The following is a 12,183-nucleotide window of genomic DNA, read 5'->3' as shown; positions in this document are numbered from 1 at the left end:
GCCCGGCCGCCTCGCCGCCCCCTCACCGTCCCTGACCTACCGTCCCTCGGACGCTCCTCCGGAGACCCGTGCCCCGTCCAGGTGGGCCAGCACGGCGTCCGTGATCTCCTTGGGGGTGTGCGCGGCGGGGTCGAGGGTCAGGTCCGCCACCTCCTGGAAGCCCGGCAGCCGCAGGTCGCGCTGCTCGGTCAGCATGCGCACCAGGTCGGGCTTGAAATGCGGCCGGTGGGGGCTCGACTTCATCCGCTCGGCGAGGACCTCCGGCGGGCCGTCGAGGAAGACCACGAACGCGGGGGCCAGCGCCTTGCGCGTCTCGGGGTCCTCGACCGTGCTGGCCGCGGCGGCGATCACCGGGGACCGGTCGTCCGTCAGCGCGTCGCGCAGCACCAGCGCCTCGCGCGCGTGCAACTCGTCGGGGCCCAGATCCGCCGCGATCACGGCGGCGGTCGTGCCGTACCTGGCTTCGAGATCGGCGTCGCTGTCGCGCATGGGGCGGTCGAGGGCGGCGGCGAGCAGCCGTGCGACGGTGCTTTTGCCCGCGCCCATGAGTCCCATGACCACGACGGGGGTATCGGTCATGTTCGCCATGCTGCCCCATACGCCCCCCGGCATGCGACGTTTGGAATCCGTGGAGGGGATAGAGCAGAAGGCGAAGGAGGAAGCCATGACCATCGCCGGAAGCATCATCCTCATCATGTTGGGGGCCATCCTCACCTGGGCGGTCGACTTCGCGATCGCGGGTCTCGACATCCAGGTCATCGGGGTGATCCTGATGGTGGGCGGCCTCGCCGGGCTGCTCTTCGGGATCTGGCGCATGACGACGCTGCGCCGCCGGACCACCGTCACCGCCGCCACCCCCGTCGACGCCACCGCCACCCATCGCCGGGTGTACGAGGAGCGGCGCTACGACGACCCCATCTGAGACCCCATCTGACCCCTCCGCCCACGACTTCTGCTGGTCTGAAGGGAGGCCTGGACATGCCGGGACGTAAGGAACTGCCCTCGACCCTGGAGCGCTCGCCCAAGGAGGCCCAGGAGACCTGGATCAAGGCGCACGACTCCGCCGTCGAGACGTACGGCGAGGGCGAGCGCGCCCACCGCACGGCGTTCTCCGCGCTCAAGCACTCCTTCGAGAAGGTGGGCGACCACTGGGAGAAGAAGAAGGGTCGCGGGCCGTCGGACGAGCAGGCGAAGAAGAGCACCCCCAAGCCGGGCAAGACGGCCGAGGGCGTCGACGCGAACGCCTCCAAGCAACACCTGTACGACGTCGCCACCCGACTCGGCATCCCGGGCCGCTCCACGATGACCAAGGACGAGCTCGTGGACGCCATCAAGAAGGCCAACCGCAGGGCGACCGCCAAGGCCCGCTGACGGCTCCGGCCCGAGCACAGCCGACGAGAAACGGACACCGCGCCGCCGGACCGCCCGCATGGGCCCGGTCCGGCGGCGCTTCGACGTCCAGGCCGATGCCTGCCCCGCCCGTCAGACTTACGCCGGCCCCGCCCGTCAGAGCGGCGCCGCCGTACCCGCCCGTCAGGGGAGCAGGGCGAGGACGGCCTCGCGGATGGCGGTCCTGTCGATGCCCGCGTCGCGGAGCTGGTCCGCGGCGCCCGCGCTTCCGGGCATCCGCGCCACGGCCAGCTTGCGCACCGGCACCGGGCTCTCCGCGAGGGCCGAGAGCACGGCGTCGCCCAGGCCGCCCTCCGGCCAGTGGTCCTCCACCGTGACGACCCGCCCCGTGGCGGTGGCCATCGTGACGAGTTCGGGCGAGTCGAGCGGCTTGACGGAGTAGGCGTCGACGACGGTGACCGAGACGCCGTCCCCGGCGAGCAGGTCGGCCGCGGCGAGAGCCTCGTGCACGGTGACGCCCGCGGCCACGATCGTCGCCTGGCCGCCGGTGCGCAGGACCTTGCACCCGCCCACGGGGAACTCCTCGTCCGGGCCGTAGATCACCGGGGTCTCGCCCCTGGTGGTGCGCAGGTAGCGGATGCCCTCCAGGCCGGCCATGTCCGCGACCAGCCGGGCCGTCTGGTTCGCGTCGCACGGATACAGCACCGTGCTGCCGTGCACCGCGCGGAAGGCCGCCAGGTCCTCCAGGCCCATCTGGGAGGGACCGTCCTCGCCGATGGACACGCCGCCGTGCGACCCGACGAGGCAGAGCCCGGCCCGGCTCACCGCGGCCATCCGGACGAAGTCGTACGCCCTGGTCAGAAAGGCGGCGAAGGTCGCGACGTACGGGGTCCAGCCGCGTGCCTGCATGCCCGTCGCGGCGGCCACCATCTGCTGCTCGGCGATGTAGAACTCGAAGAAGCGCTCCGGATGCGCCTTGGCGAACGTCTCCAGCTTCGTCGAGTCGGCCACCTCGCCGTCGAGCGCGACCACGTCGCCCCGGGCCGTGCCGAGCGCGGCCAGGGCCTCGCCGAAGGCGGTCCGCGTCGCCACCTCCTCGCCCAGCTCGTACTTCGGCAGGACGAGCGGGCCGCCGGCGTACCGGTACGGCGCGCCCTGGGAGGCGGGCGGGGTCATCGGCACGGTCAGCGAGCGTGGGCCGCCGAGCTCGCCGAGCGCCTGCTCGGCGTCGGCCAGCGGCTTGCCGTGCTTGCCCTCGCGGTCCTCCACGGCCGACACCCCGCGGCCCTTGCAGGTTCTGGCGATGATCGCCGTGGGGCGGCGCCGGGTGGCCCGGGCGTCCGCGAGCGCGTAGTCGATCTGGCCGGGGTCGTGGCCGTCGATCTCGATCGTGTGCCAGCCGAAGGCGCCGAGCCTGGCGGCGTACGCGCCGAGGTCCCAGCCGTGCCGGGTGGGGCCGCGCTGACCGAGCCGGTTCACGTCGACGATCACGGTGAGGTTGTTCAGTCCCTCGTGCCCGGCGTGCTCGACGGCCTCCCACATCGATCCCTCGGCGAGCTCGCTGTCGCCGCACAGCACCCACACGTGGTTCGGGAGGCGGTCCAGCCGCCGCGCGGTCAGCGCCAGCCCCACGCCGACGGGCAGGCCGAATCCCAGCGAACCGGTGGCCACGTCGACGAACGGCACGTCCGGCGTCGGATGCCCCTCCAGACGGCTGCCGCGCCTGCGGAAGGTCAGCAGCTCCTCGTCGGACACGACGCCCATGGCCTTGAGCATGGCGTAGAGGAGGGGGGAGGCGTGCCCCTTGGAGAAGACCAGGTGGTCGTTGGCGGGGTCGGCCGGGTTCTCGACGTTCACGCGGAGCTGCCGCGCGAGCAGTACGGCCATCAGCTCGGCCGCCGACATCGAGGACGTGGGGTGCCCCGAGCCGGCGGCAGCGGCGGCCCGCACCGAGTCCACCCGGAGCTGGGACGCGAGTTCGCACAGGAACCGGTAGTCAAGCTCGTCCATCGTCCTCGACTACCCGGGTACGCCCCTTCATATCGCCAGAAATGGGGCGTACCCGATATATCAGTGCTTTCCCGTCAGGGACGGCTGTGTAGTCAGCGAGTAGTCAGCGGCGGCTCAGGCCGACACCGGCGAGGGCGGCGGCCCCGAGGGCGGCGGCGGCGAGGGCGGCGGCGGCGACCAGGCGGCGGTGCTGCGACAGCCACACCTGCACGCTCCGGCTGTGCGACCGCCCGTCGAAACCGCCGTGCGCGCCGTAGTCCTTGTCCTCGTCGGCGGGCTCCCACAGGTTGGAGATGCCGGTCGGCGCCTTCTCGGAGGTGAGCTGCGACTGCACGCCGGTCCTGGCGAGGTAGCGGTCGAGCAGGGCGGGCACCGCCCGCTGCCCCATGATCGTGGCCGCGGTCATCCCGCCGACCCAGTACTCCTTCCGCTCCGGGTGCTCGGCGGCGTGGACGATCGCCCGCGCCGCCACCTCCGGCTGGTAGATCGGCGGCACCGGCTGGGCGTGGCGCCGCATGCGGTTCAGCCCCCAGTCGAACTGCGGGGTGTTCAGGGCTGGAAGCTGCACCATCGTGATCTTCACGCCGGAGTCCTCGGCGAGCAGCTCCGTGCGCACCGACTCGGTGAAGCCGCTGATGGCGTGCTTGGCCCCGCAGTACGCCGACTGCAGCGGGATCGACCGGTAGGCGAGGGCCGAGCCCGCCTGCACGATCGCGCCCTTGTCCCGGGGCTTCATCAGCTCCAGGGCCACGCGGGTGCCCCACACGTAGCCGAGATAGGTCACCTTGGTCTCGCGTTCGTACTCCTCGGGAGTGATCTGGAGGAACGGCGCGAAGACCGTCGTGAACGCGATGTTGATCCAGACGTCGATCGGCCCGAGCTCGGCCTCGGCCCGCTGGGCGGCCGCGCGGACCTGGTCGTAGTCGGAGACGTCGGCGGCGAAGACCTTCCCGGTCCCGCCCTCGGCTCCGACGTCGACGGCGGCCCCCGCCAGGCCCGCCTCCCCCCGCGCGATGAGGGCCACCTTCGCGCCCTCGGCTCCGAGCCGCCTGACCACGGCGCGGCCCACCCCGCCGCTCGCCCCGGTCACCACCACGACCTTGTCCCGCAGGCTCACCTCGTCATCCTCTCGATCGGGGCCCGCCACCGAGTCTCCGCTGCCTGCGCACGGCGAAGAGCATGACGGCTCCGACGGCCGCCATGATCACCACGACGACCCCCGTCAGCCACCACAGGCGGCCGACGAAGGAGAGCACCAGCACGGCGAAGCAGAAGACCAGAGCGAACGACCCGATGCGGACGTAGATCACGTCCATCGGGGTCGCCTCGACCATGGGCTTTCCGGTCGGCGAACGTTGTTCTTCGGTCATGAACGCCCCCCTACCCTCGAATCCGGTTCACTATCGCGGTCGTCGACCTGTCCGGGACGTACCCGAGCACGTCGGGGCGCAGCGCCCGCGCCAGGTCCTCACGGGCGCACACGGCCGTGCCCGGGCGGCGCACCACCACGCTCGCCGCCGCCTGCGCGATGTCCGCGGCCCGCTCCGGGCCGGCGCCGGCCGCGAGGCTCAGGGAGAACGCGGCGGTGAACGTGTCGCCCGCGCCGATGCTCATCGTGTCGGGCGCGGGGCTCGCGAACGTGCGGTGCGGCTCCCGGCCGCGCCGGTGCAGGAGCGTCCCCTGGCCGTCCAAAGTGGTGACCACCAGCTCCGCGCCGGTGGCCTCGACGATCTCCTCCGACCGCGCGGACAGGAAGGCGACCCGGTCGTCGTCACCGCCCTCGCCGAGCAGCCGTACGATCTCGGCGTAGTTGGGCAGCACGGCCTTCGGGCGGCACTCCCGCCAGGCCGCCACGTCGTGGGCGTCCACCACGAGGACCGGCGCCCCACGGGAGCCGTCGCTCCGCTCGACGCCGAGGTCGCACAGCAGGCGGCGTACGGCCGGGGTGCAGACGCCGCCGCCGTAGTCGCAGGCGACGATGACGTCCGCGTGCGCCGCCAGCCGGGTGATCCGGTCGAGGAGCTCGCGCTCGGCCGCCTCGGGCAGCGGCGCGTCGTCCTCCTCGTCGTACCGGGCCACGATCTGGCCGTCGGTCAGCACCCGGCGCTTGACGGGCGTGCGCAGGCTGCGCACGATGACCAGGCCCTCGATGTCGAGCCGTCCCAGGGCCGCGTTGAGCGTCGCTCCCGCGGGGTCGGCTCCGGTGACGCCGACCATGTGGACCCGGGCGCCGAGGGCGGCGAGGTTCACGGCCGTGTTGGCGGCGCCGCCCGGCTGGTCCTCGATCCGCTCGATGGCCACGACCGGGACCGGGGCCTCCTGGGCCATCCGCTTGGTGCGCCCGCGCAGCCACGAGTCGAGCATCACGTCCCCGACGACGACGGCTGTGACTTCACCGAAGCGGCCCAGCGTCTCTTCCGTCATACCATGGCGGCTACCCCGGCGGACGCAGGGAAAACAACGGTCACGCCAGGCCCGGCCGGCCGGTTTGGCGGGCCGGCACGGGGGTAACCGGGAGCAGACCGCTCCACACGAGCGCCCCGCCGGGGTCAGCCGGCGGGCCGGACGGAATGGGGGGTGTCCGATGGCCCAGGAGAGGACGCGGGGAACCAGAGGCGGTCCGTGCCCATGAGCGCGCTGATCGTCGAAGGAGTCGAGCGGATCGCCGTGCTGCGGGCCAACGCGCTCGGCGACCTGCTGCTGGCCCTGCCCGCGATCGGGGCGCTGCGCCGGGCGTACCCGGCGGCGAAGATCACCCTGCTGGGGCGCGAGTGGCACGCGAAGTTCCTGCGGGGCCGCCCCGGCCCGGTGGACGAGGTCGTGCCCCTGCCGCCCATCTCCGGCGTCTCCTCCCCGGCGGACGGGTCCGCCGCCCCCGAGGAGCTGTACGAGGACCTGCGCGAGCGCAGGTTCGACCTGGCCGTCCAGATGCACGGCGGCGGGCGCAACTCCAACCCGTTCATCCGCCGCCTCGGCGCGCGGCTGACGGCCGGGTTGCGCACCCCTGACGCCGAACCGCTCGACCGCTGGGTGCCGTACGTCCACTACCAGCACGAGACGCTGCGTTACCTGGAGGTCGCGGGCCTGCTCGGCGCGGCGACCAGCGAGATCGAACCGAGGGTCGACGTCGTCAGGGAGGACTGGGCCGAGCTCGGCCACACACTGGGAAGGGTGCCGCGGGGCCTGGTGGCGATCCATCCCGGCGCGCGCGACCGGCGCAGGCGCTGGCCCCCGGAGCGGTTCGCGGAGGTCGCCGACCGGCTCGGGCGGCCGGTGGTGGTGACGGGCGTCGAAGAGGAGCGCGACCTCGTAGAGAAGGTCGTCGCCCAGATGCAGGCACCGGCGAGAGCCGTGATCGGGGAGCTGTCCCTCGGCGGGCTCACCGCGTTGTACGCCGCCTGCGACCTGCTCGTCTCCAACGACACCGGGCCACGGCACCTGGCCGCGGCGACCGGCACGCCCACGGTCGGCGTCTACTGGTGCGGCAACATGATCAACTGGGGTCCGCTGAGCAGGGGTCATCACCGGCCGCTCATCTCCTGGACGTCGCGCTGCCCCGTCTGCGGCGCGGGCGCGACCAAGGACGGCATGCGGGAGTGCGGCCACCGGGACGTCTCCTGGGTCGCCGACGTCGGCGTCGACGACGTGCTCGAACAGGCATGGGACCTGCTGGGATGAGCACGGCCGCGGCCGAGGTGCTCCAGGCGCCGCCCGTCGAGCTGCGGCCCAGCGACCCGGCCGAGCCCGGTATCAGGCGCCGCCGCCGGGGGCGCGGGTTCGGCTACACCTGGGCCTCCGGCCGGCCCGTGCGCGACCGCGCCGCGCTGCTCCGGATCAGAACCCTCGCGATCCCGCCGGCCTGGACCGACGTCTGGATCTGCGCCCGTCCGGACGGCCACCTGCAGGCGGTGGGGACCGACTCCGCCGGCCGGCGGCAGTACCGCTACCACGACGAGTGGCGCAGGCAGCAGGACGAGGCCAAGTTCGACCATGTGCTGGAGATCGCCGAGCGGCTCCCCGCGTTCCGGGAACGGGTCGCGCGGGACCTGCGCGGCGAGGGGCTGGGCCGCGAACGGGTGCTGGCCGCGGCCGCCCGGATGCTCGACATCGGCTTCTTCCGGGTCGGCGGAGAGGAGTACACCGACTCCTACGGCCTGGCCACGCTCAAGACCTCGCACGTGAAGTGCGGCGACGGCAGGGTCGTGTGCCGCTATCTCGCCAAGGGCCGCAAGGAGCGGGAGCAGGTGCTCGCCGACGCCGAGGTCTGCGAGGTCCTGACCGCGCTGTCGAAGGGACACCGCGGCGAGCTGCTGCGGTACCGCGCCGGCGAGACGGGCGAGGGAGCATGGGCCGACGTGCGCAGCGCCGACATCAACGCCTATCTCAAGGACGCCTTCGGCACCGACGTGTCGGCCAAGGACTTCCGCACCTGGCACGCCACCGTGCTCGCGGCCGTCGGGCTCGCCGTCTCCCGGCCGGTGCGCAGCGGCGCCGGCCGCAGGCGCGCGGTGTCCAGGGTGATGAGGGAGGTGTCGGAGTACCTCGGCAACACCCCGTCGGTGTGCCGCGCCTCCTACGTGGACCCGCGTCTCGTCGCGCTGTACGAGAAGGGCCGGACCATCCCCCTCGAACGGCTGGCCGAGGACGCCGAAGGCGGGCTCGCCACCCACGGACCGGTCGAGCAGGCCGTCATCGCGCTCCTGCGCCAGGCGCCGTCCCGGCGGCCGGCCCGGCGCCGTACGGGCCGCCGGGCCGCCTGATCCCCTGTCACTTCGCGAAGCCGTCGCGGAAGGGCCGCCGCAGAAGGGCCGCCTCGCACGCCGTCGGGCGAGGCGGCACTCCGGATGGGGCGGCGGTCAGCGGACTCCGGCCCCGAGGGCCCGTACGGCGGCGTCGATCACCTGGGCGGCCGAGATCGCGCCGACGTCGCCGGACTCGTGCAGCACCGGGTGCCGGCGGCCGTCCGGAGGCGACACCAGCACCGACGGCGTCCGGTAGGCCGCGGCGAGCCGCGTCAGCGCGACGTCGCCGCTTATCACCAGCCTGGCCCCGGCGACCAGCGCGCACAGCTGCCGCAGCGACGTGCGGCCCGCCAGCACGATCTGCGGCGGCAGCACCGCCCGGGTCGCCACCAGCAGCGCCATCGGCCGCTCGCGCAGGCTCCCCGTGATCACGACGGGCAGGCCGTCCTCCGACAGCCTCCGCGCCACCGTGGCGAAGCGCTCCGCGGGCCAGCGCAGCGACGCGCCGCCCGCCCCCGGATGGATCACGACGGCCCCCGGCGCCGGGCTGGCCGTCAGCGGCGTGGGCAGGGTCGTGTCCTCCGGGTCGGCCGGCACGCCGTACCACCGCAGCAGGCGGCACCAGCGCAGCACCTCGTGCTCGCCCGGTTGCCACCACGGCCCCCTGACCCAGGGTACGTCCCGGTTGGCGTACGCCCACAGGCGGTCGACGCCCCTGCCCTCGTGCCGCAGGTTCAGCAGGACGCGGTGACTGCGCGGGCCCCGGCCGTGCAGGTTCACGGCGAGGTCGGGCAGGAGCGGGGGATGCCCGGCGTCCTCCTCACCCGGCCCGGGCCACGTCAGCGGCGCGAACCCGCGGGCGGGGAGGATGCGGTCAACGGCGCCGGTGAGCGCCGCCAGCTCGCTCAGCTCCGGCGGGCAGGCGAGGACCACCCGCAGCCCGTGCCGGCGCAGGGCGCGCAGCGCCGGCACCACGCCGAGTAAACCCTCGATCCCGTCCGAGCGCAGTACGAGGGCCGTGGACGTCACCGGCTCACCTCCGGGGGGCGACGCGGCTCACGACGCGCTCCGGTCGAGGTGGCGGGTGGGCAGCACCTGGTCGTAGGCGGCCAGCGTCTCACCGGCGATCCGGCTCCAGTTGTACCTGGCCCGGGCGCGGTCCGCCCCGGCGATGCCGTACGCCGTGCGCCGCACCGGGTCGTCGATCAGCCGGCGCAGCGCCCTGGCCAGCACGGCGGGGCGGCGGGGCGGGACGAGGACGCCGGTCACGTTGTTGACGACGGTCTCCCTCTGCCCCCCGACGGCCGAGGCGACGACCGGGACACCGCAGGCCATCGCCTCCAGCGCCACCATGCCGAACGGCTCGTACCACGGGACGGACACGACCGCGGTGGCCGAGCGCATCAGCGCGGGGAGCTTCTCCCGCTCGACGCGGCCGAGGAAGCGGACCCGGTCGGACACCCCCGCCTGGGCCGCGAGCCAGCGCAGCCGGGTGACCTCGGGGTCGCGGTGCAGTTCGGCCGCCGGGGGGCCGCCCGCGACGACCAGTTCGGCGTCCCTGAGGTACTGCAGGGCGAGGATCGTGGTCTCCACGCCCTTGCGCGGCACCAGCCTGCCCACGGACAGCAGGCGCGGGCGGCCCGGCCGCTCCAGCGGCCGCACGTGGGGATTGAAGGCGGTCACGTCCACCCCGCAGGGGACCACGCGCGCGGTCCGGCGCGGCACCCGCAGGCGGATCAGCTCGTCCACCTCGTCGCCGCAGGTCGCGACGACGGCGTCCACGCGCCGCCCGATCTCGGCCTCCGCGTCCACGCGGTCGCGCGGGCTCGTGTCGGCGGGGCCCTGGTGGCGCCGCTTGACGCTGCCGAGAGCGTGGTAGGTGTGCACGACGGGAATCCGCAGCTTCTCCGCCGCCGCGAGCGCCGCGAGGCCGCTCATCCAGAAGTGGCTGTGCACGACGTCGGGCCGATCGAACAGCCACCGGTCGTGCAGCCATTTCCCGAAGTGGGGAACCCACGGAAGGATCTCGTCCTTGGGGATCTCGGAGGCGGGGCCGGCGGGAACGTGGACGACGTCCACACCGGGGGCGAAGGCGACGGTCTCCGCGAGGTCCTCGCGGTCCCTGCGCGTGTAGACGGTGACCTCGTGGCCGGCTCGGGCGAGTTCGCGGGCGAGCGCGGCGACGTGCACGTTCTGGCCGCCCGCGTCGACCCCGCCGAGCGTGGCGAGTGGGCTGGCATGCTCCGAGACCATGGCGATCTTCACTGGGGGTTCCTCCATGAGCGGCAGTGGCGGGTACCCGGCTCGGGAGTCAGGGAGTCCAGGTGAACGGGGCCGGTGACCGGGACCGCGTCAGGAGCGGGTCGCGTACGGCGGGCCGTTGCGGGCGAGGGGCGGAGGGCGGGCCCTGGGCCCGTGAGCGGCAGAGCGCACGCTGGATGTGCGGCGCCGGGGGCGGCCGTCAGGAAGGCCGCGGCGTGGGAGCCGTCGGAGAGGCGGGGGAGACAGGTGCCGACGCCGATGTGTTCCGTACCCGCGGCGGTTCTTTCAGGGCGGGGGGAAGACCGGTCGCACGTTCCCAAGACGCTCCTCCAACATGGCATGCTCACGCCAAGGAGGTACCTGCGTCTTAGGCACCAGGAATACCGATAACCATAACCCCTCGGAGGCCCGCCAAACCAGTTGTTCCGCCGGGAAAGGCCAGGGGTTTCGCCGGGGGAGGTCAGGGCAGCGCTCATCTAAAAGGCCTAGGGGGTCAGAGATGGAGACGCCGCACTACGTCGCGGCCCGCGTGCAGCGGGCTCTCGCGGAGGACGAACGGACCACCGAGCTGGGCATCCGGGTCGACGTGCGGGGAGAACAGGTCTACCTGCGCGGGCAGGTGTCCTGCGACGAGCGGCGGCACCAGATCGAGAACGTCGCCCGCGAAGCGGCTCCGGGCCTGCGAGTCCACAACGAGATCACTCTGGTGGAGGTGCGGGAGCCGGGAGAGGAGGAACATCTGTGAGGGAGATGCGCATCGCGGCCGTAGCGGACATCCACCTGGGCGAGGACCTGCGCGGCCACTACCGCAAGAAGATCGAGGGCATCGAGCGCCGGGCCGACGTGCTGCTCGTGGGGGGCGACCTCACCAGGCACGGCACGATCGCCGAGGGCCGGGTCGTCGCCGAGGAGCTGAGCGGCCTGCCCATTCCGGTCGTCGCCGTGCTCGGCAACCACGACTACCACTCCGACCACAACCAGGAGATCGTCGACCTGCTGCGGGACGCGGGGATCACCGTGCTGGACGACGAGGGCACCGTCGTCCCCGTCGACGGCGTACGGCTGGGCGTCGCCGGCGGCAAGGGCTTCGGCGGCGGCTTCGCCGGGAAGTGCGCCAGCGATTTCGGGGAGCCGGAGACGAAGGCGTTCGTCCGGCACACCAAGGACATCGCCGAGAGATGGCGGCGGGCGCTGAAGGAGCTGGATGCCGACCACAAGATCGTGCTCAGCCACTACTCCCCGGTCAAGGACACGCTGATGGGCGAGCCTCCGGAGATCTACCCCTTCCTCGGCAGCTACATGCTGGCCGAGGCGGCGGACGCGGAGGGCGCCGACCTGTTCATCCACGGGCACGCGCACGCGGGCACGGAGAAGGGCGTCACCCCGGGCGGCATCCGGGTGCGCAACGTGGCCCTGCCGGTCATCAAGCACGCCTACACCGTCTACTGCCTCAACGGCGACGACTGCTGAGCGGCCGCCGCCGAATCACCGCCGGCGAGCGGACGGCTGGTCCGGCGGACGTCCACCGGACACGGAACGGCGACCGGTTTCGCGAAACCGGTCGCCGTTCCGTGTCAGGTCAGAGTTCAGGGTGTACGCGGCTAGGGATTGAAGATGCTGACACCCCCGGGGCCGATGAGGAACCCGAGGACGATGAGGACAATCCCCCAGAGGATGTCCCGACGGGCCAGGATGACGTAGATCCCGGCGATGACCAGTACCACGGCGATGATCCAAAGCAGAGTAGCCATGGCCCTCCACTGCCCTCGCGAGGGGGCACGTAACATCATCCAGTCCTGGGCCCGATTGAATTTGCGGC

General features: G+C 73.0%; 14 protein-coding genes. 6 read left to right on the top strand and 8 right to left on the bottom strand.

What is annotated here, in order from left to right; all coding sequences use genetic code 11:
• Positions 1–36: 36 nt before the first annotated feature.
• The gene (locus tag OG344_RS01815; RefSeq protein WP_405086682.1) at positions 37–579 is read right to left on the bottom strand and encodes a shikimate kinase; all 543 of its coding nucleotides are present in this window, start codon (positions 577–579) and stop codon (positions 37–39) included.
• A gap of 85 nt (positions 580–664) precedes the next feature.
• Between OG344_RS01815 and OG344_RS01810 the strand changes: the two genes are divergently transcribed.
• Positions 665–922, top strand: a complete 258-nt coding sequence (locus OG344_RS01810; protein ID WP_327047508.1) for a DUF6458 family protein — start codon at positions 665–667, stop codon at positions 920–922.
• A gap of 56 nt (positions 923–978) precedes the next feature.
• Positions 979–1,371: a ChaB family protein gene (locus OG344_RS01805; RefSeq protein ID WP_405086681.1), complete on the top strand. Its 393-nt coding sequence runs from the start codon at positions 979–981 to the stop codon at positions 1,369–1,371.
• Positions 1,372–1,533: 162 nt separating this feature from the next.
• Here the strand turns inward: OG344_RS01805 and OG344_RS01800 are convergent, their stop codons facing one another.
• From OG344_RS01800 to OG344_RS01785, 4 genes are all read right to left on the bottom strand, one after another.
• Positions 1,534–3,360 carry a transketolase gene (locus OG344_RS01800; RefSeq protein ID WP_405086680.1) on the bottom strand — a complete coding sequence of 609 codons (1,827 nt, stop codon included), beginning with the start codon at positions 3,358–3,360 and terminating at the stop codon, positions 1,534–1,536.
• 103 nt (positions 3,361–3,463) lie between these two features.
• Positions 3,464–4,471, bottom strand: coding sequence for an SDR family oxidoreductase (locus tag OG344_RS01795; protein WP_405089034.1), 1,008 nt, complete (start codon positions 4,469–4,471; stop codon positions 3,464–3,466).
• Positions 4,472–4,481: 10 nt separating this feature from the next.
• A complete protein-coding gene (locus OG344_RS01790; protein WP_327047504.1) occupies positions 4,482–4,730 on the bottom strand; it encodes a hypothetical protein in 249 nt (82 codons plus the stop codon).
• Between the two features lie 10 nt (positions 4,731–4,740).
• Positions 4,741–5,784 carry a bifunctional heptose 7-phosphate kinase/heptose 1-phosphate adenyltransferase gene (locus OG344_RS01785; RefSeq protein WP_405086679.1) on the bottom strand — a complete coding sequence of 348 codons (1,044 nt, stop codon included), beginning with the start codon at positions 5,782–5,784 and terminating at the stop codon, positions 4,741–4,743.
• A 204-nt stretch (positions 5,785–5,988) separates the two neighbouring features.
• On the opposite strand from OG344_RS01785, the gene OG344_RS01780 reads away from it, so the two are divergent.
• Together OG344_RS01780 and OG344_RS01775 are read left to right on the top strand one after the other, a co-directional pair.
• Positions 5,989–7,038 carry a glycosyltransferase family 9 protein gene (locus tag OG344_RS01780; RefSeq protein WP_327047502.1) on the top strand — a complete coding sequence of 350 codons (1,050 nt, stop codon included), beginning with the start codon at positions 5,989–5,991 and terminating at the stop codon, positions 7,036–7,038.
• Positions 7,035–8,120, top strand: coding sequence for a DNA topoisomerase IB (locus tag OG344_RS01775; protein ID WP_405086678.1), 1,086 nt, complete (start codon positions 7,035–7,037; stop codon positions 8,118–8,120). Before OG344_RS01780 ends, OG344_RS01775 begins: the two co-directional genes overlap by 4 nt.
• Positions 8,121–8,216: 96 nt before the next feature.
• Here OG344_RS01775 and OG344_RS01770 read toward each other — a convergent pair whose 3' ends face one another.
• A complete protein-coding gene (locus OG344_RS01770) occupies positions 8,217–9,131 on the bottom strand; it encodes a glycosyltransferase family 9 protein (RefSeq protein WP_405086677.1) in 915 nt (304 codons plus the stop codon).
• Positions 9,132–9,158: 27 nt separating this feature from the next.
• On the bottom strand, positions 9,159–10,382 hold the full coding sequence (locus tag OG344_RS01765) for a glycosyltransferase (protein WP_405086676.1): 1,224 nt from the start codon (positions 10,380–10,382) through the stop codon (positions 9,159–9,161).
• Between the two features lie 481 nt (positions 10,383–10,863).
• Here OG344_RS01765 and OG344_RS01760 point away from each other — a divergent pair, with 481 nt between their 5' ends.
• The gene (locus OG344_RS01760; protein ID WP_142558089.1) at positions 10,864–11,109 is read left to right on the top strand and encodes a BON domain-containing protein; all 246 of its coding nucleotides are present in this window, start codon (positions 10,864–10,866) and stop codon (positions 11,107–11,109) included.
• 5 nt (positions 11,110–11,114) lie between these two features.
• A complete protein-coding gene (locus tag OG344_RS01755) occupies positions 11,115–11,834 on the top strand; it encodes a metallophosphoesterase (RefSeq protein WP_405089033.1) in 720 nt (239 codons plus the stop codon).
• Positions 11,835–11,965: 131 nt separating this feature from the next.
• Here OG344_RS01755 and OG344_RS01750 read toward each other — a convergent pair whose 3' ends face one another.
• Positions 11,966–12,115: a GPGG-motif small membrane protein gene (locus OG344_RS01750; RefSeq protein WP_165900798.1), complete on the bottom strand. Its 150-nt coding sequence runs from the start codon at positions 12,113–12,115 to the stop codon at positions 11,966–11,968.
• Positions 12,116–12,183 lie beyond the last annotated feature (68 nt).

This window comes from Microbispora sp. NBC_01389, assembly GCF_045040095.1.
GTDB lineage: Bacteria > Actinomycetota > Actinomycetes > Streptosporangiales > Streptosporangiaceae > Microbispora.
This window is presented reverse-complemented; position numbering and strand designations above follow the sequence as displayed.

Bases quoted from the DNA above. Each gene is read 5' to 3' on its own strand.
- OG344_RS01815 (WP_405086682.1), bottom strand. From the start codon at position 579: ATGACCGATACCCCCGTCGTGGTCATGGGACTCATGGGCGCGGGCAAA.
- OG344_RS01810 (WP_327047508.1), top strand. From the start codon at position 665: ATGACCATCGCCGGAAGCATCATCCTCATCATGTTGGGGGCCATCCTC.
- OG344_RS01805 (WP_405086681.1), top strand. From the start codon at position 979: ATGCCGGGACGTAAGGAACTGCCCTCGACCCTGGAGCGCTCGCCCAAG.
- OG344_RS01800 (WP_405086680.1), bottom strand. From the start codon at position 3,360: ATGGACGAGCTTGACTACCGGTTCCTGTGCGAACTCGCGTCCCAGCTC.
- OG344_RS01790 (WP_327047504.1), bottom strand. From the start codon at position 4,730: ATGACCGAAGAACAACGTTCGCCGACCGGAAAGCCCATGGTCGAGGCG.
- OG344_RS01785 (WP_405086679.1), bottom strand. From the start codon at position 5,784: ATGACGGAAGAGACGCTGGGCCGCTTCGGTGAAGTCACAGCCGTCGTC.
- OG344_RS01780 (WP_327047502.1), top strand. From the start codon at position 5,989: ATGAGCGCGCTGATCGTCGAAGGAGTCGAGCGGATCGCCGTGCTGCGG.
- OG344_RS01775 (WP_405086678.1), top strand. From the start codon at position 7,035: ATGAGCACGGCCGCGGCCGAGGTGCTCCAGGCGCCGCCCGTCGAGCTG.
- OG344_RS01765 (WP_405086676.1), bottom strand. From the start codon at position 10,382: ATGGAGGAACCCCCAGTGAAGATCGCCATGGTCTCGGAGCATGCCAGC.
- OG344_RS01760 (WP_142558089.1), top strand. From the start codon at position 10,864: ATGGAGACGCCGCACTACGTCGCGGCCCGCGTGCAGCGGGCTCTCGCG.
- OG344_RS01755 (WP_405089033.1), top strand. From the start codon at position 11,115: ATGCGCATCGCGGCCGTAGCGGACATCCACCTGGGCGAGGACCTGCGC.
- OG344_RS01750 (WP_165900798.1), bottom strand. From the start codon at position 12,115: ATGGCTACTCTGCTTTGGATCATCGCCGTGGTACTGGTCATCGCCGGG.